Annotated in this window: 19 protein-coding genes, 1 tRNA gene and 1 riboswitch; of the genes, 4 read left to right on the top strand and 16 right to left on the bottom strand. The window is 39.4% G+C overall.

The window, feature by feature from the left end:
- Window positions 1–3: 3 nt before the first annotated feature.
- The 6 genes from rplM to IR083_RS19670 form a co-directional block, all read right to left on the bottom strand.
- Window positions 4–459 carry a 50S ribosomal protein L13 gene (rplM, locus tag IR083_RS19695; protein WP_194225582.1) on the bottom strand — a complete coding sequence of 152 codons (456 nt, stop codon included), beginning with the start codon at window positions 457–459 and terminating at the stop codon, window positions 4–6.
- A gap of 251 nt (window positions 460–710) precedes the next feature.
- Window positions 711–2,498, bottom strand: coding sequence for an LIC_10190 family membrane protein (locus IR083_RS19690; RefSeq protein WP_194225581.1), 1,788 nt, complete (start codon window positions 2,496–2,498; stop codon window positions 711–713).
- On the bottom strand, window positions 2,443–4,206 hold the full coding sequence (locus IR083_RS19685) for an LIC_10190 family membrane protein (RefSeq protein WP_194225580.1): 1,764 nt from the start codon (window positions 4,204–4,206) through the stop codon (window positions 2,443–2,445). Before IR083_RS19685 ends, IR083_RS19690 begins: the two co-directional genes overlap by 56 nt.
- A gap of 86 nt (window positions 4,207–4,292) precedes the next feature.
- Entirely contained in the window at window positions 4,293–5,087 is a 795-nt protein-coding gene (locus tag IR083_RS19680) for a thymidylate synthase (protein ID WP_194225579.1), read from the bottom strand.
- A 127-nt stretch (window positions 5,088–5,214) separates the two neighbouring features.
- Window positions 5,215–7,056, bottom strand: coding sequence for a gamma-glutamyl-gamma-aminobutyrate hydrolase family protein (locus IR083_RS19675; RefSeq protein ID WP_194225578.1), 1,842 nt, complete (start codon window positions 7,054–7,056; stop codon window positions 5,215–5,217).
- A 42-nt stretch (window positions 7,057–7,098) separates the two neighbouring features.
- Window positions 7,099–8,373 (bottom strand): dicarboxylate/amino acid:cation symporter, encoded by a 1,275-nt coding sequence (locus tag IR083_RS19670; protein ID WP_194225577.1) that lies wholly within the window; start codon window positions 8,371–8,373, stop codon window positions 7,099–7,101.
- Between the two features lie 231 nt (window positions 8,374–8,604).
- On the opposite strand from IR083_RS19670, the gene IR083_RS19665 reads away from it, so the two are divergent.
- Window positions 8,605–8,680, top strand: a tRNA-His gene (locus IR083_RS19665).
- 64 nt (window positions 8,681–8,744) lie between these two features.
- Here the strand turns inward: IR083_RS19665 and IR083_RS19660 are convergent.
- Both IR083_RS19660 and IR083_RS19655 read right to left on the bottom strand, forming a co-directional pair.
- A complete protein-coding gene (locus IR083_RS19660) occupies window positions 8,745–9,437 on the bottom strand; it encodes a DUF554 domain-containing protein (protein WP_194225576.1) in 693 nt (230 codons plus the stop codon).
- A gap of 150 nt (window positions 9,438–9,587) precedes the next feature.
- Window positions 9,588–10,412, bottom strand: a complete 825-nt coding sequence (locus tag IR083_RS19655; RefSeq protein ID WP_194225575.1) for a hypothetical protein — start codon at window positions 10,410–10,412, stop codon at window positions 9,588–9,590.
- Between the two features lie 186 nt (window positions 10,413–10,598).
- Here IR083_RS19655 and prmA point away from each other — a divergent pair, with 186 nt between their 5' ends.
- The gene (gene prmA / locus IR083_RS19650) at window positions 10,599–11,441 is read left to right on the top strand and encodes a 50S ribosomal protein L11 methyltransferase (RefSeq protein WP_194225574.1); all 843 of its coding nucleotides are present in this window, start codon (window positions 10,599–10,601) and stop codon (window positions 11,439–11,441) included.
- Between the two features lie 303 nt (window positions 11,442–11,744).
- Here the strand turns inward: prmA and IR083_RS19645 are convergent, their stop codons facing one another.
- Window positions 11,745–13,124 carry an aminopeptidase C gene (locus IR083_RS19645; protein ID WP_194225573.1) on the bottom strand — a complete coding sequence of 460 codons (1,380 nt, stop codon included), beginning with the start codon at window positions 13,122–13,124 and terminating at the stop codon, window positions 11,745–11,747.
- 729 nt (window positions 13,125–13,853) lie between these two features.
- Here IR083_RS19645 and IR083_RS19640 point away from each other — a divergent pair.
- Window positions 13,854–15,065: an MFS transporter gene (locus tag IR083_RS19640; protein WP_006801459.1), complete on the top strand. Its 1,212-nt coding sequence runs from the start codon at window positions 13,854–13,856 to the stop codon at window positions 15,063–15,065.
- Between the two features lie 664 nt (window positions 15,066–15,729).
- Here the strand turns inward: IR083_RS19640 and IR083_RS19635 are convergent.
- Entirely contained in the window at window positions 15,730–16,629 is a 900-nt protein-coding gene (locus tag IR083_RS19635) for a PfkB family carbohydrate kinase (protein ID WP_006801458.1), read from the bottom strand.
- Between the two features lie 102 nt (window positions 16,630–16,731).
- Here IR083_RS19635 and era point away from each other — a divergent pair, with 102 nt between their 5' ends.
- On the top strand, window positions 16,732–17,613 hold the full coding sequence (gene era, locus IR083_RS19630) for a GTPase Era (protein WP_006801457.1): 882 nt from the start codon (window positions 16,732–16,734) through the stop codon (window positions 17,611–17,613).
- Between the two features lie 8 nt (window positions 17,614–17,621).
- Here the strand turns inward: era and IR083_RS19625 are convergent, their stop codons facing one another.
- The 6 genes from IR083_RS19625 to pth form a co-directional block, all read right to left on the bottom strand.
- A complete protein-coding gene (locus IR083_RS19625; RefSeq protein WP_194225572.1) occupies window positions 17,622–18,842 on the bottom strand; it encodes a 3-phosphoshikimate 1-carboxyvinyltransferase in 1,221 nt (406 codons plus the stop codon).
- Between the two features lie 139 nt (window positions 18,843–18,981).
- Window positions 18,982–21,621 (bottom strand): phosphoenolpyruvate carboxylase, encoded by a 2,640-nt coding sequence (gene ppc / locus IR083_RS19620; RefSeq protein WP_194225571.1) that lies wholly within the window; start codon window positions 21,619–21,621, stop codon window positions 18,982–18,984.
- 248 nt (window positions 21,622–21,869) lie between these two features.
- Window positions 21,870–23,600 carry a hypothetical protein gene (locus IR083_RS19615; RefSeq protein ID WP_006801454.1) on the bottom strand — a complete coding sequence of 577 codons (1,731 nt, stop codon included), beginning with the start codon at window positions 23,598–23,600 and terminating at the stop codon, window positions 21,870–21,872.
- Between the two features lie 259 nt (window positions 23,601–23,859).
- Window positions 23,860–24,081, bottom strand: coding sequence for a cysteine-rich CWC family protein (locus IR083_RS19610; RefSeq protein ID WP_006801453.1), 222 nt, complete (start codon window positions 24,079–24,081; stop codon window positions 23,860–23,862).
- A gap of 182 nt (window positions 24,082–24,263) precedes the next feature.
- A riboswitch (cobalamin riboswitch) is annotated at window positions 24,264–24,509 on the bottom strand.
- 102 nt (window positions 24,510–24,611) lie between these two features.
- Window positions 24,612–25,037, bottom strand: a complete 426-nt coding sequence (locus tag IR083_RS19605; protein ID WP_006801452.1) for an RNA-binding S4 domain-containing protein — start codon at window positions 25,035–25,037, stop codon at window positions 24,612–24,614.
- A gap of 3 nt (window positions 25,038–25,040) precedes the next feature.
- Window positions 25,041–25,604 carry an aminoacyl-tRNA hydrolase gene (gene pth / locus IR083_RS19600; RefSeq protein WP_006801451.1) on the bottom strand — a complete coding sequence of 188 codons (564 nt, stop codon included), beginning with the start codon at window positions 25,602–25,604 and terminating at the stop codon, window positions 25,041–25,043.
- Window positions 25,605–25,627: the final 23 nt, after the last annotated feature.

Here is a 25,627-nt window from a genome sequence, read left to right as displayed (position 1 = left end):
TAATTATTTAAGAGCGTTAATATCTATTGTTTTTGGCTGTTGAGCTTCATGGTTATGCTCAGTACCTGCATATACATAAAGGTTTTTCAAAAGAGCTGCGCCAAGACGATTCTTAGGCAACATACCTTTTACTACCTTATGCACCAAGCGGTCGGCTCCTTTTTCCATCAATACGGCAGGAGTAGCTTCTCTTTGCCCACCCGGATAGCCTGTATATCTAAGATAAACACGGTCGTTCCATTTGTTACCAGTCAACACCACTTTGTCCGCGTTGATAATAATTACATTATCGCCACAGTCTACATGCGGGGTAAAACTTGGTTTATACTTCCCTCTCAGAAGTTTTGCCACTTTGGATGCCATGCGTCCCAGTGTCTGGCCTGTAGCGTCAATCACAACCCATTCTTTTTGTACGGTTGCTTTGTTCGCTGAAATGGTCTTATAACTTAAAGTATCCACTTACTTAAAAAATTAATTTGGTTAATTACTTTTTCTTCGACTCACAATACTTTTATCCGCTTATCGAGCTAAGATATAATAAGCGATAATCGTTTGCTAATCAAATTTTTACGTTTTATTTCGTAATAATCGGCTCGCAAAATTACAAATTATCAGTGAATTAGCAAAAATAAACGGGGAATTTTTAATGAGGTAATGTTATAATATGCCGATATGCCAATGAATTAATAGATTATTTGCATATCTATCTTTTATTGGCACATTTTCTTCACCCTGTACCCATCCTGTATCTTATATCCTCTGGCCTCAATGCATTCCAAAGGAATAAATTTGGCGTAATGGCTTGCAATACTGGCGGGAAGTATCATATCATGAGGCAGGTCTTCGCCTACCCATATGATTTGCTCATTATTAATGGCATATGGCAAAAATCCATCTGTAATATCTATACCTCGCGCTTTCTGCTGGTCGGTGATGGAATAAGGTTTAAGCATCAGATGCGAAAACGGATGGATGCCATACTCTTTAATTTGCGGATAAAAGCCGTAATAACAGCTACCAGTCCACAAGGCAATACCAAGAATAAAAGCACAAACTAACGTTTTACTGAATCCCGGTAAATATAATTTATCATCCCTATTCTCATACAACAGCACCCCTCCCGTAAAAATCACAGCACACAATATACCGGACACAAATCGTATATCAGGCCCTCCAAAAGCCCAGACTGCAATAGAGACAAAGAAAACAACATACAGTAAATATATATGCATTTCAATTTTTTTTCTCTTTTTTAGCATCAGATAAGAAGCGAGAATAAATGAGCAAAGGGTCAGTAAATATATTATATCGGCAAGTATATTTATGAACAATGGGTCCCGGACACTCCCGTCCGGATAGCGCAGTGCAATCCTGAAAAAATAATAACCTATATCGAATATATAATCCTTTTCTCTTATAGCCACTTCGCGTGGAACTTTCCAGTCGAAAGAGAACAAATCTATCTGATAGAACGGATAGATAAGATAGCCGGAAACCACAACATTCCTTATCAGCCACGGAATCAATATGAAAAGCCCGGCAATAACGACAAATGAAATAACCTTATATTTCTTCTCCTTAAAAAGATTATACAGCAAGTAAATACTTATCAGTCCGATAGGGAAAAATGATAATTTACATGTAAGCAGTAAGACAGGAAGTACAACACCGATCAGACAATTTGTTTTCAGCAATTTTGGGTATAATACAATCCGGGCAATGATATAAAACACGATGAAATTAGGTAATATATCCGTAGAAGTATTCCCCAGAAAGTAAATAGAAACCCAAAAGAGCAGAATATATGAAAGCAAGATAATTACACGTTTTACCTCATACTTAGAAATAAACAGTTCGTATAAAACCCAGCAGCCGACGACTGTTACCACTAGCGGTTGCAACGGATAGATAGCCTCTCCCAATAAAAAACGAAACGAAAAAATAGCACTTAGCAGAAAGTAATTGGAGTTGAAGCCGAACCTGTCGTCCAGATTCGCGACTCCCGGAACAACCGCATATTCTTCATTCCACCTGATATTTTGAAAATGGTAAAATGCTGAATCATACACATCCTGTTGCCATGTAAAGAAATAGAGAGAGAACAGTAGGAATAGGATTATAAGTACCGATTGAAAAGGCGAAAAAACTCCTTTCGTTGACTTTACAATATAATCATAGGTATAAAACAACCTTCTGGGGCAGATAGCCCAATAGTTTAGCGAAACCAGAAAGACGGCAACTAAGAATACCTGATTGGATGGCAGCCACAACGACCACACCGACAAGGGTATAATAAGAAAACACAACCCGAGCAGCAGTTTATCTACAGGATCGTACTCTTCATCATGTTTGCAAATCCTATCATATAACGCGAGCAGCATATCCCCGAAACTAAAGAGGATAAAGAATATGACTGTCCATGAAATAATATTTACCAACATATCATTTATTATTAATCGACTCCAAACAGCCATCCGCTCTTCTAGCTCTGAATCCATCTTGCAAAGAATATCCACGAGCCTCAAGACACGAATAATCCATAAACTTACCTCTGGTAACCGTACGTACAGTGGATGGTAGTTTTTCCAATGTAAAATTAGTAAAACTTACATATATTGTAATACTATTATTCAGTTCGTAAGGAAAATAAAGACACTCATTACTAGTGGCTTTAAGGTAATTTTCATATGTATATGGTTTATAAAGAACGGTAAGAGGCCCCGGAGATCTATTCTGTACATTTTTATCACCAATATGAGTAAATAAATGGCATGTTCTGTAAAAAGACCATCCTGATATAACTATGAAAGCAAAAATAACCAAAACCAAGCTACTCTTTCTATAGAAAACTATTTTTTCAGATAATACTATTATTGTAGATATTCCGACAAGTATTGTTGCGCATAAAATTCCTGAGGCAAAACGAATATCCGGACCATTTAAAAACCAAACCACAATATTCAGAATCAATATCAAAAACAAAAGCGAATATGAATAGGGAATATCTCTTCTTTTTTTGATAAGGACAAATATGAACGTAACCATCGATATCACTGTACATACATAGATAATCAAACCCATCATATTTAACCAGTAAGGTTCGCGCGAATAAGCACTCTTAGGGTCTGTAAAGATAAATTCAAAAAAATAGAATCCGATTGAATGAATATATTCTTTCTGTTTTATTGCAATAATTTCAGGTATTTTCCAATCTACGGAGAATAAATCTATCTCGGGTAGCGGATATATCAGATAGCCCGATAAAACAACATTCCTTATCAGCCAAGGGATAATAATACCCAATGCTATAACATTGAGTAAGAATATAGATCGCCATTCCTTTGCTTTTACTAAAATAGCAAGCATGTACAGGATAATAAGACCGAATGGCGCTACTGACAACTTACATGTCGCAAGGAATATCGGCAACAAATAAATAAACAAAATATGTTTTTTCAGAAAGCCGGGATACAGAATGACCCGTGCTACAATATAGAATATGATAAGATTGGGTAACAGGTCTGTAGATGTATCACAAATGAATTTGATAGATACGATATAAAACAAAAAAAACTGAAAAAGGGTAACAAACCGCTTAAATTCATAACCAGACTTAAAAAGTTCATAAAATATCCAGCAAGCTATCAAGATTATTATTACCGATTGTAGGGGATAGAGTGCTTCGCCAAACATAAAACGAAAAGTAAAAATGGCATTCATCAATAAATAATTCGAATTAAAAGCGAAACGGTCATCCAGGTTCCCCAAGCCCGGCACAACAGCAAATTCTTCATTCCATCGTATATTCTGATGATGGTAATATATAGAATCGTAATTTCCTCCTTGCCAAATAACGCAATTCAGCAGTAACAATATAAAAAAAGAAATAATGGAAATCTCCATTAATGATAACTTCCTTATTTTAGTTAATATATCTTTTGCTGTATATACCAACCTTTTTTTATCAAAGAACCAATATATCGTACTAAAGACCAAAGTCAAAAATAAAAACACCTGATTGGATGGCAACCACAATGACCACACCGACAAGGGTATAATAAGGAAACACAACCCGAGAAGCAGTTTATCCACAGGGTTGTATTCTTCATCCCGTTCGCAAATCTTATTGTATAATACGAGCAGCATATCCCCAAAACTGAAGAGGATAAAGAATATGATTGTCCATGTTATAAAGTTTGCAAGCATATTTATTAGAATTTCAAGATTTAAGGTTTCAGGATTTCAAAATTCTTAATCTTTAAATTTTGAAATCTGAAATCTTGAAATCACATTCACACCGCCACTTCCCCTTTTATATGCGGATGCGGATCATAGCCTTCCAAGCGGAAATCTTCGAATTTAAAATCGAAAATACTTTTTACTTCAGGGTTTATTATCATACGTGGCAACGGACGGAAATCGCGTGTCAACTGCAATTTCACCTGCTCCAGATGATTTGTATATATGTGCGCATCCCCTAATGTATGCACAAAATCTCCGGCTTCGAGACCTGTCACCTGCGCCATCATCTGCAACAAAAGGGCATATGACGCTATATTGAAGGGCACGCCAAGGAATATGTCGGCACTGCGCTGATACAGTTGCAGGCTCAGCTTCCCGTCAGCCACATAGAACTGGAAGAAAGCATGACACGGAGGAAGGTTCATATTCGGCAGATCGGCCACATTCCATGCACTGACAATTATACGACGTGAGTCCGGATTGTTTTTTATCGTATCCACCACATTACTAATCTGATCTATAAAGCCTCCGTTATAATCGGGCCAGGAACGCCACTGATAGCCGTAAATATGCCCCAGGTCGCCGTTTTCATCAGCCCATTCGTTCCATATACGCACACCGTGATCCTGTAGATATTTCGCGTTGGTATCCCCTGCCAGAAACCAAAGCAGCTCGTATATGATAGATTTGAGATGTAATTTTTTGGTAGTGAGTACGGGGAAACCGTCTGCCAGATTGTAACGGCTCTGATGTCCGAATACACTGATCGTACCTGTACCGGTGCGGTCACTTTTATGTGTACCCTCTGCCAGAACACGTTTCAGTAAATCGTGATATTGTTTCATATTGGGATATTTTGTTTTGCTTTGAAAATTATACAAAAGTAAGATATATTTCGCTCAAAAAAAACAATGGCTCGTGTTATGCTTTTGTAATATTTCTAAATCCAGGACTCAATCCTGTTTGTATCGCTTATATCTTCGCCCCCTTTTGCACCTCCGACATTACCCGAAGGAAATTACCGCCCCATATCTTTTCTATATCTTTATCCGAATAACCCCTCTCCAATAATTTCACCGTGATATTTATCATGTCATTATTACCCTGACATCCTATCAGCCCTCCGCCACCATCAAAATCGGACGCAATACCAACATGGTCGATGCCCGCTACTTTCACCGCATAATCAATATGGTCTATAGCATCTGTCAGGCTGGCTTTGCTTTTATCTTTATTGATAAACAGGTCTACAAGACATATCTGTACTACCCCTCCGTTTTTTGCAATTGCCTGCATCTGCTTGTCGGTCAGGTTGCGGTCGTGATAACACAGCGCCTGCACAGACGAATGTGATGCAATGACAGGTTTGGTAGATAGCTCTATTACATCCCAGAATGTTTTTTCTCCCACGTGCGAAACATCCACCATAACCCCCAGCCGGTTCATTTCCTTAACTACCTCTTTCCCATAAGGACTAAGGCCGTTCCATTCATGTTTTGTATCACTCGACGTATCGCATATATCATTGTCTTTGGTATGGCAAAGGGTTATATAATTCACTCCCATTTTTTGGAAACGGGCAATATTGGAGATATCCTTGCCTATGCCATATCCGTTTTCGATACCGATGAATACAGCCTTTTTACCTTCATTTTTGAGGCGTATAAGATCATCGGCCGTATAGGCTATGCCGCAGATATCCTTGTTTCTTTCTACCTGTTGATGCGTTTCTTTTATATAGTTTTCTATCTTATCCACTGCTTTCTGTGTCGACTCTTTATCACGAGACCCTTGTGCTATATATGCAGCGAAGAAAATAGCATCCAGCATCCCCTCTTCCATTTTAGGGATATTCACCTGATTTTGTTCCCTTTTTCCTATATCAAATCCTGCTTTTTTGAATTCGGTTGGGGTATCGCAATGCGTATCAACCGACAAAATATTCTTATGCAGTTCTTTTGCCTTACGGAAAGTATTGGCTTCGTTCACAATAAGCCTGAACATTTTAAGCATTGTCGTATCCCCGCCATAAACATGTCCTTCGGGATGCCATTGTACCCCTATAACTGAACGGTTGGGATATGCTTCTATCGCTTCTACAACGCCGTCCTGAGTAGTTGCTACGGCACGGAAATTCGGAGCAAGGTCTTTTACTGCCTGATGATGAAAAGTATTTACCAGGAACTCATCAACACCCAATACTTGTGCTAGTTTAGAATCTTTTTCTATAGCTATCGTATGCGTCCCCTGCTCTCTCGGCTCTGTCTGCTTATGATTGATACTCTTGTCTTTTACCTGCGTAGGAATATCCTGATAGAGTGTTCCTCCGAAAGCTACATTTATCAGTTGCATTCCCCGGCAAATTCCAAGTATAGGAACATTCCGGTCGGTAGCCAGTTTCAGTAATACCAAATCGTAGATATCACGGAGGGAATCTATATCGTTCATATCCGGGATTGCTGTTTCCTTGTAATATGGGGGATTAATATCTTCTCCTCCGGTCATCACCAGCCCATCGAGGTCTTTTACGATATCCCTCAAAATTATGCCATCTGTTATTACAGGAATAATTACAGGCTTACCTCCCGCCTTTAGTATGGCGTTGATATATGTCGCTTGCACTACGGAGCTGCCTTTATCTGTCCGGCCTGCTGACAAACCTATTAACGGTGCCGGCCCGGAGCGTAAATCAACAAATTCCGAATCTATGGTTTTATATAATTCCGGCAGGCTCGGAGTAACTGTTTTCTGGCTGTATATACTTCCGCTTACCGATAAGCAGATAGAAAATATGATAGATACTATTTTTTTCATCTCTTTATTATTAAAAGCATTAACCGTTTCCATTACTTATTATCATCTTTTTATTCCCTCCCTTTCGGGGAGGTCAGGAGGCGCTACCAATTGTTTCTTTACCCAGTCTTTACCATCTGTCAGCCGGGTAACCAATACCGCACATACTACATTTCCCGTAGAATTGAGCAGTGTAGCCGGAATATCCACAATTGTACTTATTATCATCAGCGTTCCCGCAAGCTGAGGGGAGAATCCAAAAACTGAACAGATAAGCAACTCTCCCGTCATACCTCCGCTCGGTATCGCTCCCATTACCGCTCCCACCAGCAATGCCACTCCGATAATCATAAACATGTTGGAGGAGGATGTAAGTTCCTGCCCGAATATAGTGAACAGGAATATAACTTTAAGAACCCCAGCCATTACCGAACCATCCTTATGTATATTTGTACCCAAAGGAATAACTGTTTCTGCAATATTCTCCGGAACTCCCATTCTTTTCGATGCCTCGATATTGACGGGGATACAAGCCGCACTCGAAGAAGTGGCGATCGCCATCAGAGACGGTGTCGGCATATTGCGCCAGAAAGCTATAAAACCCTTTTTCCCTCCGGCTATGAAAACATAAACCGAATTCAGCACAAAAAAAGAGATGGCGGTAAGTATCAGATAAAGCAGGAATACGTGTAAATATCCGTTCAGTATCTGTCCTCCCAGTTTGCCTACCGTATCCGCAAAATAACAGCCAAGGCCTAAAGGCGCGGCCATCATGATAATACTCATCATTTTCAATATTATACTATTGGCGGCATTAAGCAGCTCTGCGACGACCGTCCCCTTACTCTTCGAAAGAGCAGTAGCAAGCCCAAAGAATGCGGAAAATATGATAAGGGGCAGTAAATTTGATTTGGTAAATAGTTGCTGAAAATCGGAGACCGTAAACGTATTTACAAATATTTCAGCAGATGTCAGTTGCCTGATTGTTTGTTCGGGAAGCCCTGTCAACACATCCGACTGGTTAATACCACCCAGCGGGTTGTAGAACAAAGTAAACACATATGCCACTATTGCCGCTACAACAGACGTCAGCAGGAATACGAGGGCAATATTACCGACAACCTTCCCTACCATATTCGATTGCTTCATATTGCAGATAGACGACGATACACTGAAAAACACCAATGGTACTATCAGCACAAACATCAGGTTAAGAAAAATATCCCCTACCGGTTTAACGACAGATGCATCTTCCCCGAAAATGATACCGCATATCCCTCCTGTCAATATTCCACAAAGGAGAAGAATAGTATATACATAATTTCTTAAAATATTCATCGAAACAAACAAATTGTATAAGTCTGCAAAATTACACTTTCAAACGGAGAATCTACATCTGTTATCTGTAAATAATTGCAGATTTAAGAAAATTGATATCCTGAAGGCAATAACTATCCTGTTGATAGTCTTAATTTTCGCTGTATATCTACAAAAAGCTTCACATTTTTTCTCCCGGAAGCCTTGTTATTATAATAAAAATACATATATTTGCACCGCGAATGCAAAAATGGTGATTGTAGCTCAGTTGGTTAGAGCGTCGGATTGTGGTTCCGAAGGTCGCGGGTTCGAGACCCGTCTTTCACCCAAAGAAGGAAAGAAACTGTTTATCAAGCAGTTTCTTTTTATTTTTATAGCCATGCCATACTATATCAAAAGAAGTATGACAAAATCACTACAACGACCAGGGCCGGAAGCATATTCGTCACACTGATATCCTTTATTTTAAGGATGCTGATTCCCAGTCCTATCAATAGAATTCCTCCTACTCCGGTCATATTCGCCGTCATATCATCGCTCATATAGCGCATAATAAAAGCCGCGAACAAAGTCAGTCCTCCCTGATAAATTAAGACGGGAACGGATGAAAACAAAATGCAGATACCAAACGTGGAAGCCAAAGCTATGGACGAAATTCCATCCATAATAGACTTGGTTAGCAATAAATCCGGAGACTTCCCCATACCATCCTCAATAGATCCCAATATGGCCATAGAACCCACACAAAACAACATAGAGGCGGTAATAAATCCCTCTGTAAATTGATTTGTTGCCGCATTACCTTTTTTCGTTCCCGAACTTTTGGATTCCAGATAATTGGAAAAGCGCCGCAAATGTTTATCTATATCGATACCCTGTCCGATTACGGAACCCAGTACAATACTCACCACTACAAGAAGCATGCTTTCTATACGCAACGACATTGATATGCCGATTGCAATAGTAAGCAGCCCGATACCCTGAAATACAATACCTGTCATTTTGGAAGACAGCCTGGAATGGACCATCAGTCCTATCAGGCTACCCCCGATAATTGCCCCCGTGTTGACCAGTGTTCCTACCATAGATATAGCAATTGTGTTTAAATAGATTTGATTTTCTACAAAAATAGAAAATATATCGACATTTTATTCTCTATAGATCCGGTTCGTTTACAAAAAACTAAAAAGAGCCACTCGTCCTGAGTAGCTCTTTTTTAGTCTATTTATTTCAGACTAGAATATTTTGTATGACAGCTGGAAATTAAGCATAGGCCACCATTTCAGCCATTTAGTATAATCATCTATATCTTCGAAACTTTCAGAGGCATTATTCACCACATCTAATTTCTTCCCATTTTGCTTAAGGCTGTAATTTCCCTGATAAATCATACCCAGTTCGAATTTGAAAGCGACACGCTTGTTCGCTATAGCACGGCCAACCCCCAGTCCGAAATAAGGTTTGATTGTTTTTCCCAGTTGAAGAGTTGCATCCAGATTTGCATCGTCCAGAGTTAACCTGTGGCCGTCGAAGTCAAGATAAGGCCATTCTGTTACCCCCTCTTTTAGTTGAGCCGGATTTCCATTATTATCAGCCAGGAAACCGCTTGCTTTAAGCTTATTTGCTCCTATAAAAACACCTGCTGTAAGATGAAATATCCCTTTTGTAGGATGAAAATCCACTAATACATTTCCATTGGTAAAGTTCAATTCTCCTTTCATTTTATAATCTGGTGTATAACCAAATGCTTCTTCAAACATTCCATCAGGGTCATCTAAACTAATATCAAATGTACTCGTCTTAAATCCGACAAAATCAATTCCTGCACGTAATTTGAAATAATCGTTTATTGGTGTTGCCGCCTGCAAACCGATCCCCATGGTTGAAGCTCTTAAGCCGACACTAAGATGGGAGAGAAATGTATTCTCAGACTTTTTCTCTGGTACTTCAAAAGTTGCCTGAACTGCTGCGATAGAATCGGCAAGTGATGTCGTTGTAGTCTCTTGAGCGTGCAAAGGTAATACGCATAATGCGATGATAGTCAATAATAGTAGTCTCATGTTTTTTTAGTTGTTAGGTTTAGTTAATAAAGTGTTAGGTTATCTACTCTTCAAGCCGCAAAGATATAAAAAAAGTTAAGCTGCATAGATAGTTGAATGTTAAATTATTTATGACACAGATATACCATATCTTAAAAACAGGAAGTAAGAATAAAAATGTACTTTTGCACAAAACTAATTATTATTATGAATTATATTGAAGTAAAATTTATATGTACACCCAATGATGAGATCGTCAATAGTGTACTGTCAGCTACAATCGCAGAAATAGGATTTGAAAGCTTCGTTGAAGACGAACTCGGCACAACAGCATACATCCAAAGCAGCCTGTTCAATATCGAGGAGCTTGATAAGTCTCTAAACTCACTCCCTGTAGAAGCCGAAATTCTCTATACATACAAAAGTATAGAAGACCAAAACTGGAACGAAGAATGGGAGAAGAATTATTTCCAGCCACTGATTATCGACGACAAATGTATTATCCAAAGCACATTCCACAATGTCCCTGCAACATACGACTACAATATATACATCGATCCTAAAATGGCCTTCGGAACGGGACACCACCAAACCACCGAACTGATGATACGCGAAATACTGAAAGACGATTTCAACGGTAAATCGGTTCTCGATATGGGCACGGGTACTGCTATCCTTGCTATCCTTGCCTCCATGCGTGGAGCGAATCCAATAACCGCCATAGATATAGATCAATGGGCGTATGATAACGCTATTGAGAATCTCAATTTGAATAACGTTAACAATGTGGATGTAAAGATAGGTGGAGCGGAACTATTAGGTAGTGAGAAATTCGATATCATCCTGGCCAATATCAACCGAAATATCTTACTGAATGATATCCATTCTTATGCTTCAGTCTTAAATAATGGTGGAACACTATACATGAGTGGTTTTTATGTAGAAGATATTCCAGCCATAAAAGAAGAGAGTAGTAAAAATGAGTTAATATTTGAATACAATACCGAAAAAGACAACTGGGTGGCAGTAAAGTTTACTAAATTGTCTTAATAAAAGACATAAGAGGAGGCTTCTGATTCGAAACCTCCTCTTATGTGTGAGTTAAATTAGGTATTAGGCTTTAAGGTAAATAAAGATTGTTTGGTTATCGATACAAAGGAACGACATAAATTAAACCGTACCAAATAAAAAAACATATTATAAAACATATTTTTTATAAATAATGCTAACATATCGAAGCCGAAAACCAATCTTTTTTAAACCCTTTTAACACCTACCTAATTTTAGTTAATTTTATTTATCAACACATAATTCGCCCCGTATACTCTACATAATAACAAAATACGTGCCAGCTTAATTCATATAATCCCACATTGGCAATTGTACAGGCTTCTGTTTAAGACAATCGACCGCTTTAGCATCCAGATATTTCTTATGTACGACCAGACGGAACATATATTCACTAAACCATTTATCTGTAAAAGTCAGATAACCTTTATTGCCCGAAGCTGCTCCCCAGCTATTTTCGAATTCCCATTTTACAGGTGTATCACTCACATCTGTGTCGCAACCGATTAATGTCATGGCATGACTCGATCCGCTCTGCCGTGTCAAGATACGCGCTTTCTTATCCATCGACAAATTTACACCCAATAAAGACTGATAATCATACATATCCGGATCCAGTATTCCCGATTCCCGATTAATCTGCTTACCTACATCACAAGAAGCATACATGGCCTCGTTATTCTTTATGGAAGCCAGAGCAGCTTTCTTTATATCTTCATTCGGCAGGTTCAGATATATCCAGTTGATACCTTCTATCGTATTCTTGTAATTCTGGATTTCATATAGTTGGTAATATTCACGCGTAGGATCGTTCATCACCATTATATAGTTGTCAGGTGAATAATCTTCCGGCGTGATAGCTTCATAAAACTGTTTCGGGGTATAATTACGCAATTCCTTTATAATACCGTTTTTATCCTTATATCTCCATGTAAATTCTGTGGGCGGTTCACCAAGACATAAAGCAAGAACGCGGTACACATCTTTTAGTATAACTGTTTTCTCCGACCTTAGATCTTGTATTTTTTTACCTGAAGCCGCCTGTTCCCTCAGATTATATCCGCCGGAGCGTAGTCTCTCATTCAGCAAACCAAGCATCTGCCTTGTATTGTTTGAATGTGCAGTTTCCGGCATTACATCCTGAGGCACAACTCCATATTTCTTACCGGCATTATAATACAGATTCCAAACCCCACCGTCACCAACAGGAGATTTGAACAGATATTCCACTGCCCTGTCTCCAAACGGGTCTTTACTCGTACCTATAATATTTTCGAGAAACAGGTTGGCCTTCTCAAAAATATCCCAGAAGTACAGATAATTGTGAGAGAAATCAAATTCGCTGATATTGTATTTCTCCATAATAGACGGACGCAGTACATTCATCGATGTAAACATCCAGCAGCGTCCCGAACTTTTTTGATCCGTAATGCCTTTTACATTCACTCTGTACCGGAAGTAGTGATCGATTTTCCCTTGCAAGCTGTGATTCAGTGCATTTGCCGTGATATTGGCATTTGTTGTCAGAATGTTCTGAATCGCTTTTGTTGGAGCATCTTGTTTAAAGCTCGATTGTATTTCCTGCAGTTCTTTTTCTGTAATGCTTTGCGCTGACAGAATTATCGAAGAACATAACAAGGCTCCTGTTAACAGAATCTTTTTCATATATGAATAGTTTTATTAAATCATTGCACCGAAACCCACATATTAAGTCATAAGGATGTACTTCCTCTGCTAAGATATAGCGGTTTTCAAGGTAAGACAGATCAATTAATAGTTTTTATTATACAAAAATAAGAAATACGGCGGGATAACAGTCTTACAATGTTACATAAATCGAAAAGGTGACACTTTTCTCCCTCTTTTTCAATTATGAATTAACCACATATCACGTAAACCCCTTATCACTTTAACCTATATTTACATTATACTGTTAAAAAGTAACAGAAGTAACACTATTTACAGTAAACAGTTAGCAGTTAACAGAAATGCAGGTCTTTCAACTTAGTCCTTATCACTTATTACTTGTTAAAAGGTAACAAAGGTTACACATATATCAGTTAACAGTCATCTGTCAACAACTTATATCTTGTCTACTCGTATCTCATATAACTTTCAACTTATTACTCAATACTTACTACTTATTAAAAGGTAACAAAGGTTACACTTATTCCACTATTTTCTATCTATTACCTTTTCCCCTCTCTGTAAGGTGGGGGATCCAGGGGACCTATCAATATTTCAAAGAGCTATCATCTATATATGCATAGATAAACCCAAATACAAATTATACCTCAAACTTCCTGTATATGCATAAATAATTGCCTTACATATGAAGATTCTTCTCTAAAGAATTTATCTTTGCATCGTTTTAATCAAAAAATCATCAGGAAAATGACTGAAATACAGCCGGCCTCTCACTCCAAACAAAGAATACGTTATGCCGTAATGGCTCTTTTTATAGCTCAGGGATTATGCTTTGCCAGTTGGGCAAGCCGCTTACCGGACATTAAGAAAGATTTCAGTGTAGAAAGTTATCTGCACTATGGGTTGCTAATGTTCCTCATTCCGATAGGTAAATTCGTAGCTATACCATTGGTCGGATTCTTCTTGCCTCGCATCGGCAGTAAGAAAACCGTCCTGATAAGCATTACAGGCTTTACACTCTCTCTCTTTTTAGTTAGCTTAATGCCTAATATTACCGGATTGGGAATAACCATGTTCCTATTTGGTATTTTTTGGAATATGACCGACATATCACTCAATACACAGGCTATTGAAGTAGAGCGAATCTACGGAAAACCAATCATTGCCACATTTCACGCAAGCTGGAGTCTGGCCGCATGTATCGGTGCATTGATAGGTTATGGTATGATTAACCTGAAAATAGGGACTTTCGTCCATTTTGCGATAATTACAGTAGCCGCGCTTATCGCTATACTTATCAATTATAAATACCTGCAGGAAGCATCACCAATAGCTGCACAGGCAGAAAAGAAACCGGAACCGCAGATCAAACCGAAAGGCTTCCGTATGCCTGAAACATTGCTTATACAATTAGGTCTGGTGTGGTTGCTTGCTCTCATCGTAGAAAATACGATGTTCGAATGGAGCGATGTGTATTTCCAATCGGTTATAAAAGCACCTGAATCTCTACAGGTAGGTTTCCTTGTATTTATGATTATGATGTTTTCGGGACGTATGCTTACTAATTTTGCATACCGTATCTGGCAAAAGAAAACAGTGCTACAGATTGCCGGAGCGCTTATACTGATAGGCTTCGTTACGTCTTCCCTGTTTATTCATACTGCCGATACTCTTATTATAAAAGTTATAATCAATTCGATCGGCTTTATGCTTATCGGACTGGGAATATCCTGCGTAGTACCTACCTTATACAGTATTGTCGGGGATAAGGCTAAGACTCCAGTTGGAACAGCCCTTACCATTATGTCGAGTATCAGCTTTGTAGGGCCGTTGGTTGCCCCGCTATTAGTAGGTGCCATATCCGACAGTCATGGGATGGAGTGGGCTTATCTTGCCGTAGGGTTATTAGGCGGATGTATTGTTGTTATTGCAGCATTGAGCAAAACGTTGAGGAAATAAGTTGTGAGTTAAGCGAATCAGTGGTTGATTTTTAACGTTCAATTGTTTTCTGCTACGCGCAATCAGAGATTGCTTGTATTACTTTTTTCCTAAGCAAAAAAAGTAATCAAAAATGCTTTGACGCCCGCTTTAAAGGCCGACCCATAACAGGCTTAAAGGCTAAACGAAAAAACTCGCTCTCAATAGAGCATAATACGAATCGGTCGATAAGCTCAAACACGTTTCCGTTTCTCAGCCTTTTTCGCCCTATGGGTACCCCATCCATAAAGCAAATGGCGTCGGCTGACGCATGACAAGGCTGATGCATATTTGATTAAGGGCTTTGCCCTCACTATGGCGTCCGCCCTTGCGCATTAGTGACGCAGGCGGGCACCCAATCCGTAAAGCGGAGGTGTAGAGCAAAATATGGTAGCTGCTATACCCCGCTGATAATTCAGCTAAAGATGATTCCGTATTATTTTGCTCCACCGAAGCTGCGGTGTTGGGTCGCCGAGGAACGAAGCGCTAGCCTTTTGGTTCGTTTTGGGCAATGCCAAAATGAACATTCTGGCGGAACGAAGTGTAGCAGAAAACAATTGAACGTTAAAAATCAATCACCGATTCATATCAATTAATAAATTATGAATGAATCCGAATTAAACGATTTATAACTTATAAATCATAATTAAACAACAGGAATTATCTGCTCTGCTGTCCTTATCCTATTTTCCACATCTTCTTTCGTACCGTTAAACGGACCTGAGTTCTCTATTTTGATAGTCGCCATTGCAGCGGCAAATTTTCCTGCTTCTTCAATACTTGCGCCTTTGGCCCGCTTATACAGATAACCTGTAACATAAGTATCGCCACAACCTGTTGCATCAACTACTTCTGCCGGTTTATAAGCAGGTATCTTATAGAATTCCTTTCCGTCATATATTACGGAACCTAAGCTGCCGAGAGTAACCAGCACTTCCTTTACTCCCCAGTCGTATAATTGCTGTGATGCTTGCTTTATGTCCTTCATCCCCGTGAGAACTTCCATCTCCAGATCATTCACTTTTAGTATATGGACATATTTCAGTGTTTCCAGCTTATCCTTCCAGTCTATCGGATATACATTCTGCTCCCTTACCTCGCGCAAATACCCTTGTGAATCGACTGCTATAAGCCCTTTTCGGGAAAGGTACTCGACCAGTTCGAGCGAAAAATCATCTGCGAGCAATGCACCTAATAAGAATATTTTGGCATCTAAATTTTCAAAACCGTCTACAGAAAAAGGGTCAGCCTTTGCCAAAACCCGTTGCGTGCGGTTATTCTGATTTTCTTCGTATATATTCTCAAAATATACGGAATGTTGGCTCGGGATAACGTGTACATCTACATTTTTGGATCGCAGATCATCTACGACACTCATTTCAGACTCGGCCAGAGATGTAACCAATGAATAGTCTATATCATCGAAATGACGGATGGCATGAGAAAAATAGAAAGCTGTGCCTCCGGGCATATGTACTGTTTTTTTAGGTGTCACCACTTTATCCAAAGTGATGTGCCCGACACAGCAAAGATCATGTTTATGCATTATTCTGTTTATTTGAAATGCAAAAGTAGTAAAATTGTTACGAATTCGGTATTATAAATCTTTATTTACTACTTTTGTGCTCAAATAAATGAATAGTATCAGATGCATAAATCCGGATTTGTAAATATAGTAGGCAACCCAAATGTAGGAAAATCGACATTGATGAACCTGCTTGTGGGAGAAAAAGTTTCCATCATCACCTCGAAAGCGCAAACTACGCGCCATCGTATATTAGGTATCGTAAATACAGACGACTATCAGATTGTATATTCAGATACTCCCGGGGTGCTACGTCCTAACTATAAATTACAGGAGTCGATGCTTAACTTCTCCGTATCGGCGCTGAGTGATGCCGATGTACTGCTCTATATGACGGATGTTATAGAAAAAACAGATAAGAACGAAGAATTTCTGCAAAAAGTACAAAACGTAGATGCACCCGTTCTGCTGTTGATCAATAAAATAGACCAGACCAATCAGCAAGAATTGGAAAAACTGGTGGCTCAATGGAAAGAGCTGTTGCCAAAAGCTGAAATATATCCGATATCTGCCCTGAATAAATTCAATGTAGATACTGTAAAAAAAAGGATATTGGATTTAATCCCCGAATCTCCTCCTTACTTCGAAAAAGATGCGCTGACCGACCGCCCTGCCCGCTTCTTTGTAACGGAGATCATCCGTGAAAAAATCCTCCTTTATTATCAGAAGGAAGTCCCTTATGCAGTGGAAGTCATCGTTGAGGAATTTAAAGACGAAAAAGAGATTATCAACATAAGGGCTTTGATAATTGCCGAACGTGACACTCAGAAAGGTATTATCATAGGCCATAAGGGTGCAGCGCTGAAGAAAGTGGCCACAATGGCCCGCAAAGACATGGAACGCTTCTTCAATAAAAAGATATTCCTTGAAATATATGTCAAGGTAGAAAAAGATTGGCGAAGCAGGGATAACCTACTCCGCCAATACGGATATCGTCTGGATTGATTTTATTCTTACTCTTCAATTGAAAATCCTACCGACTTGAGGTCGTCCCAAAAGCGCGGATAAGACTTTGTCACCACTTTAGGGTGCGCAATATTGATATGATCCAGTTTTATGGCTGCCGGAGCAAAGGCCATCGCCATACGGTGGTCTTCATAAGTTTTTATTACCGGATCAGCCTCCGGTTCACACCTTTCACCGTTCCATTCCAGGATACTATCATCGCTATCGTATAACAGGTAACCTAGTTTCTTCATTTCATTCTTCAAAGCCTCTATCCGGTCGGTCTCCTTTATCTTGAGCGTTTGCAAGCCTGTGAACATAAATGGAATACCCATCATACAGCATGTAACGGCAAAAGTCTGAGCCAGATCCGGCTCATTCACAAAATTATGGAACATCTTTTTCGTCACCTTGCCGGTCTTGGTCAGTATCACACCATCTTTGGTATATTCGGTTGCTACACCCAGATCAAGAAACAACTCGGCAACTTTAGAGTCTCCTTGCATACTGTTTTTAAACAGACCCTTCAACTCTATACGGGCATCATCGGCAAGAGCAGCTATTTCGTACCAATACGAAGCTGCAGACCAGTCCGATTCTACAGTATAGTGTGTTGCCCGATATTCTTCTGGATATATCTTGATTGTACGGCCGTCCCAATGGGTCTTCACCCCGAACTGGGCCATCATACCTAATGTCAGCTTAATATATGGTACAGATATAATATTCCCTTCCAGATGTATTATCAACCCCTTACTCATCGAAGGTGCTATCATCAGCAAAGCCGATATAAATTGGGAGCTAACATCCCCTGACAAATAGATTTCACCACCATCCAGTGCTGTACCCTTAATCTTCAGCGGCGGATACCCCACATTCCCTATATATTGGATGCGGGCACCTAAAGAAACTAAGGCGTCTACCAAAAGATGGATCGGGCGTTCTTTCATGCGTTCTGTTCCCGTTATAATCCATTCACCGGGAGTAATAGCAAGGAAGGCTGTCAGAAAGCGCATGGAGGTTCCGGCCGCTTTCACGTCTATCAGGTTACTACCTGAGGTGAAAGCTTCGACCATCACATTGGTATCATCACAATCAGAAAGATTAGCTATTTCTGAGGCGCTAAGGCTCAACGCATTTAATATAAGAGCCCTGTTACTGATGCTTTTTGAAGCAGGAAGTGGTATTATCGAATTTAAGGCATTTGGTGCCGTGATTTTATATTGCATATCGTGATTTAATCTTCATACGAATTTAAACAAAAACTCATAAAAATCAAAGTCTTAAACATAGATTAAGAATTTACTACGAATAACAACATTTTTGACTTTTATGAGTATTCAGATTATTTATTATCACTGGTTATTATCATCCTGTATTACGCATACCGGCAGCAATACCCGAGATTGTAATCATCAGAGCCAATTCCAGTTCCGACGAATGCTCCTCGTCTTTTCTCGTCCGGTGCAACAATTCCACCTGAAGAAGATTCAGCGGATTTGTATAAATATTACGCATTGCGATATTCTCTGCAACATCGGGCAGGCTTTCCATCAGATGGTCATCCTGCGATATCCTCAATATTGTATTCATATCGCTTTCGAGCTGGCTCCTCAGTTTTTTCCCCAGTATCTGCAACTTATCTTCCACAAGCCTTTCATCATAATACTGCGACATACGCAAGTCGGCTTTGGCAAATACCATTTCGAGCATACTGATACGGGTTCCGAAGAACGGCCAGTCTTTATACATAGCTTTCAGTGTATCCATTTTACCATTGTCTATCACCTGCTGTAAGGCTTCCCCTGCACCCAGCCACGCCGGAAGCATCAGGCGGTTTTGAGTCCAACCGAATATCCATGGTATTGCACGAAGGCTTTCCACACCTCCATTCGGACGGCGCTTTGCCGGGCGTGAACCCAATGGTAAGCGAGCCAGTTCCGCCTCAGGTGTAGCCTGATAGAAATACGGGATAAAATCAGGCTCTCTGCGAACCAGCCCCTGATAACTATTGCATGAAATATCGGAAAGTTCATCCATTAGGTCCCTCCACTCCTGTTTAGGGGCGGGAGGTGGAAGAAGATTAGCCTCCAGTATAGCATCAGTATATAACGATAGTGTCTTGATTGCCAAATCAGGTAAACCTAGCTTGAATCTGATCATCTCCCCCTGTTCCGTTACACGGAGTCCGTCTTTCAACGAGCCGGGAGGCTGTGAGAAAAGAGCAACCTTAGCAGGGCCTCCGCCACGGCCGACCGTACCGCCACGACCATGAAATAATGTAAGAGCTATTCCAGCATCCTGACAGGTTTTGATCAAAGCTTCCTGCGCACTGTATTGTGCCCATCCGGCAGCAAGTGAACCTGCATCTTTAGCCGAGTCGGAATAACCGATCATGATCATTTGTTTATTCTTGATAATACCTTTATACCAATTGATAGCAAACAATTGTTGCATAATTCCATTGGCATTATTCAAGTCATTCAGGGTTTCAAACAATGGAGTTACAGGTAAAGTAAACGGACAATCCGCTTCTTTGAGCAACAAATACACAGCCAGAATATCTGATGGTGTTCTTGTCATTGAGATGACATAGGTAGGGATAGACCCAACCGGGCTTTCCGCTATCACCCTACAGGTTTCAAGAACTTCTTTAGTTTGAGGACTAGGCTCCCAGTTACGAGGGATGAGCGGACGTTTCGAATTAAGTTCTTTTATAAGGAATGCCTGTTTGTCTTCCTCCGACCAAGTCTCGTAGTCTCCCAATCCAAGGTAGCGTGTTATTTCAGACAAGGCTTCTGTATGTATGGTACTCTCCTGACGAATATCAAGTTGAGTCAATGTTAAGCCAAAACAACGTACACGACGCATAGTATCGAGCAGTTTATCGTCGGCTATTATTTCCATTTTACAGGCTACGAGTGATTTATAGCACTCATAAAGCGGTTCCCATAATTGTTCGTTATGAATAAGTATATCCTCTGTGCGTTCAGGATTTTTACCTTCGATACGGGCATCCAGATAAGCAACAGTATTTTTTAGTCTGGTACGCAACCGTTTCATTAATTCACGGTATGGCTCCTGAATTTCATAATCTTTGATATAATCTCTGAATTCAGTAGTGCATGTAGCCATTGAAAGTTCTTTTACCAGAACTTCAACATCTTCAAGAAACAGTTTTGCTGCTCTTTTGCGGCTATCCAACAATACTTCGTGAGTTATTTTTGCCGTTACATTCGGATTACCATCACGGTCGCCTCCCATCCACGATGAGAAGTGTATCGGACGGGCATCAACCGGTAGCCGGTAAGGTATCGTATTCCTTATCTGTTCGTCGAGTTCACGGATATATGCAGGAACAGCTTTCCACAGGCTGTTTTCCACTACTTCATATCCCCATTTGGCCTCTTCGTTGGGAGTCGGACGTTTTTGACGAATTTCGTCTGTATACCAATATTGGGCGATAAGTTGCTTCAGCCTTCGCAAAATCTGTACCTTTTGGTAATTAGCCAAATCATCGTGGTCCAGCAATGCAAGACAATGATCTACCTGATTCAGGTTATTGATAAGCGAACGCCTGTTTATCTCTGTCGGATGCGCAGTCAATACCAGATCAATGGAGATATTCTCTATTGCTTTTATTATCACTTCATCACTAAGATTCGCATCTTTCAGTTTTTTATATATATCTGGAAAATTAACCGGATTTTCGGCTCCCTGAGCATGAGGCGATACACTATTATACTGCTCAGCCGTATTCGTTAAATTCAGGAACTGATTAAACGAACGTGCCACGGGAAGAAACTCTTCATCTTTCAGATTCTGTAGTGTCTTCACCAGCGATTTATGTGCTTCAATATCTCCCGAATGCGAGGCTTTGGAAAGTCTGCGAATTGTTTCTATCAGATCTACCATATCCTTTCCCTTAGCTTCGCCGATTGTCTTACCCAGCATATCACCAAGCAGTTTGATATTGTTATGCATCAAAGATTGCTGCAAATTACTCATAGTCTACTATTTATTATTTAAATGAAGTATTTAATGTTCTGGATTAAAGATATAACAATGATTCGTTGCCATATACTTAAAACAGTAAGTAAAAAGGTCTGCGACCTTTAGTATCCATTTAGTGTTTATCTATAAACATCAGAATATCTCTAATGTTTTACATACAGTCTAATTTTTGGGCGAAATGTAGTATTAAAGAATATTAAAGATACCCCCTTCCCTCTTGGAGGGAAAGGGATAAGAATATCTTATTCATTAATCAGTGTGAACAATTCCTCTGCAGCTTCACGAGGTCCGTCTTTACTATGACCTTCTATGGCTAGTGAAGTATAAATCTCACCTATTTTAACTCCGTTTTTATCCATATCGGTAAAGTATTCTTTGATTAGCTTACCGGCAAGTTTCTGCTCCTGAACAGGTCCGAATGGATTGGCAAAATAAGATGTCACCAAACCTTTTTCGGTTGTAGTACCTTTTGCTTTACGGGCTCCGGCTTCGAATACTTTGATCGCTTCATCCAGGTCGGTAAAGAATTGAATCTTCGTATCCGACTCTGTGTAATTATTCGCATAAAGGAAATAATCTACTTTATATCCTTTCATAATAACATCGTATGTGGCTGCCGGTATAGTGATTCGGGCGTTAACCTTATCAGGATTGGTATAAATTCCTCTTTCTAATTGCTCAAAAGCGTACATAGGATCGAGGTCATCGATACGGACAAATGCCCCGATCTCTGTCCCATAACCTTTTATAGTGCCGTCTGCTTCTTTTTTCAAATATCCCATATCATCAAATATGATACGCATATGACGGATATATTTCTCGTTCAGTGTACGGAAGGCCTCGAGGCTTTCTGATTTTCCGGCACCGCTATCTCCCATGATAATGATATTCGACTCTTTTCCGTTTTTCAGTGCGATATTTACCATCGCACCATGTATCGGCAAACGATTCTTTTCCATTTGCTTCACATTGTGAAGTGTAAGTAACATCTTCTTCATGTATCCGAAGTAGTCTATATCGTCACAATGGTTCGCATAACCGATAAGGATATCGTTCTTTTTATCTTTGTAGTAGAATGTACGTTTTTCTTCATGTCCGTCAGGGTAGCCGAAAACATAGATAATATCCGGTTTTTTACCGATATATTCGCTCTCTTTTGCCAGTTCGAAGAGGTTTGCCAGCGCAAATCCATGAACCATGAAATCTTTATGGAAATAGACAAATGTGAGCATATTCCCAACTTTGGCAGGGAACAGGAACCAGTCGTCTTCGTTAAGAACTATATTCTCAATCGGGTTTATGTTATGTTCATGGAAAATACCGTCACGTGTATTTCTCTTTGTGTATGAAATAAATGGAGGATTGAACATCACTGCCGTAATGAACGGTATAGGAGCCAATCCATTGTATTCCACCGGGCAGTTCCAGTTGATATCGCTCAGTGTAAGGGCTGCATTCGCACCTGCTGTCAGCTGACGGTATACACGATATTGATAACCGATCACCGTTTCTTCGATACGACGGTATATAGAGAGAATAAGCTCATTGAATAATTCATTTGCCTGCATAAAGCGAACACTCTGCAAACCGCTTCCGATAGAGCTGTTATGAACAATAGTATAACGCTCTAATCTGCGCCAAAAACTATAAAGTAATTCTATCAGTTCAATAAACAAGTCTTTATCATTGAAGAAGATAGCATATTTTCCATGCACATTCTGCACTTCATCAGTATTGCATACTGTAAGCAATTTAAATGCCTCTATCAGCGTTTTTTCAAACTCCTCATCAGTTTTAAATTCTTTGATATAGTATTCGTAAATAATAACTTCTTCTTTCTTCAATTTCTGAATAAAGACTTCTATAACTCTATGGAATCCATAACTGTTAAGTATTTTCTGTCGCGTGTCGCAAAATTTCAGAGTGAAGTTGAGTATTGCTTTACCTTCGCCTAGAGTGAATTCTTGTAGCATGTCTGATATTGTTTATTATTTATAATTTTTGATTATCCGCACAATTTTCAGTTTATAATCTTCTGTTACATGACTAAAGCGAACAGAAGATCACAAACTGATTACTCCAACCTGAACATAATCAGGTTTGAGATGCTTTCTAGCTTCAAATTTAAGGAAACTTACCTATACAATTAAACGAATTAATGACTAAATTTATAATAAATTGTAAAATTAAAACAAGTTTTTGCTATTTTACTGTAATATAGTTCTTTATAAATCATTCATTTTTGTTCTTAGTCAAAAATTTAGGATTTACATCGAATGCATAGAAGGAACTGTTGGTTTCTTGTAAACATTTAGGACACAAGCAGTCGCGGTAATTATCTTTTATATAATCACGGACTCCTATAACAAGACTTACTTTACGGCAACTACATAGCTCTATCCTGTCCTCCCTGCAACTAAATGATGCCGAACACCTTTTACATATCTTTTTCATTGTTTTTGTTTTTAAAATTTGTAATATAATGATAACCAGAGCAGAAAGTGCCTGCAATATAAACTTATGTCACCACACAGATAGAATGGACATAAGATTGATATTAAACACAATCATTTCTTGAAATACAAATACTTAAATAGTGAGATAAATCTCTTGTTTTCCTATCTTTTTCCGCGAAAGATGAAAATATATGCTTTGGCAGGTCTTCTGACTCACTCCATCTTTAAACATCCTTCCCATTCAATAATGAATAGTGGTATGGGTTTTGTTTAAAAACTTTTTCAGCAATACTGTTAACTGATTACTGTTAACTGCTCACTGAAAAGAGCTTACAGCAGCGCGACTGTTCAGGATTTACACCTGATTCCCTTTTCATTACTATCCGGCAAATGCGGACTTGTAACACCAATACAAAAACAAAGATATAGAATAAAATAGAATTGCAATGTGTTTTGAAAGAAAGTTATCAAAAAAAACACGTTATCATATTCATGACAACATGTTTCCATATATTCAATTAGTGATCTCTATTCTTCTTCCAGATCCCAATCATCGAAGAAAGAATAATCGTCTGTAAACTGCTCCAACTCGCGGCGATCTTTTTTTGTAGGACGCCCCGTTCCACGGGCTCGATCTACAAATCCGGTCATCTTGGACATCTCCAAAATTTCAAGTTGTGAAGGATGAGTTACATCACGCATAAATTCAGGCACGAGCTTTGCACCCATCCTGTTTTCAGAAAGAGCCAATACTTCGAATGAATATGTCACAGGCGGACGACGAACCTCTATTACATCTCCGGCCTTTATCATCCGCGATGGCTTTACAGTTACGCCTTTGATCGTTATACGCCCTTTTTTGCAGGCCTCTATGGCAATAGAGCGCGTTTTGAACAGACGCACAGCCCAGAGCCATTTATCGATTCGCACTTCGTTCTTTACTTCTTTAGCCATATCTTACTTATTGTTATACTGATTCATTGTGTTTTGTATCCCTGCCAGACAAAAACTCTTTATTATTTCTCCGCAAGTTTCCATTTTAGCCGGAAGCTCTTTCTCCTCTTCATCCGAAAAGTCCTCCAAAACATAATCAACTTGTCCTCCCCTTGGGAAATCGTTCCCGATACCAAAACGTAAGCGTGCATATTCCTGTGTGCTCAAAATCGACTGTATATGCTTCAAACCATTATGTCCGGCATCACTGCCTTTTCCTTTGAGACGCAAAGAACCGAACGGCAAAGCCAGATCATCTACTATGACCAATACGTTTTCAATAGGAACTTTCTCCTGATTCATCCAATAGCGCACGGCATTACCACTGAGGTTCATGTATGTCGATGGTTTTAGCAGGATAAGTGTGCGTCCTTTCACTTTCATCTCCGCCACAAAGCCGTAACGCCTGTCTGCAAAAACAATATTGGACGCTTTAGCTAAAGCGTCCAATACTCTGAATCCTATGTTGTGGCGGGTATATTCGTATTCTCGACCAATATTGCCCAGTCCGACAATCAAATATTTCATTCGTTATCTTTCTATAGTTATCC

This window comes from Dysgonomonas sp. GY75 (assembly GCF_015234155.1).
In the GTDB taxonomy this organism is placed as follows: domain Bacteria; phylum Bacteroidota; class Bacteroidia; order Bacteroidales; family Dysgonomonadaceae; genus Dysgonomonas; species Dysgonomonas gadei.
Note: the sequence above shows the minus strand (reverse complement) of the source record. Positions and strands in the feature narration are given on the sequence as shown.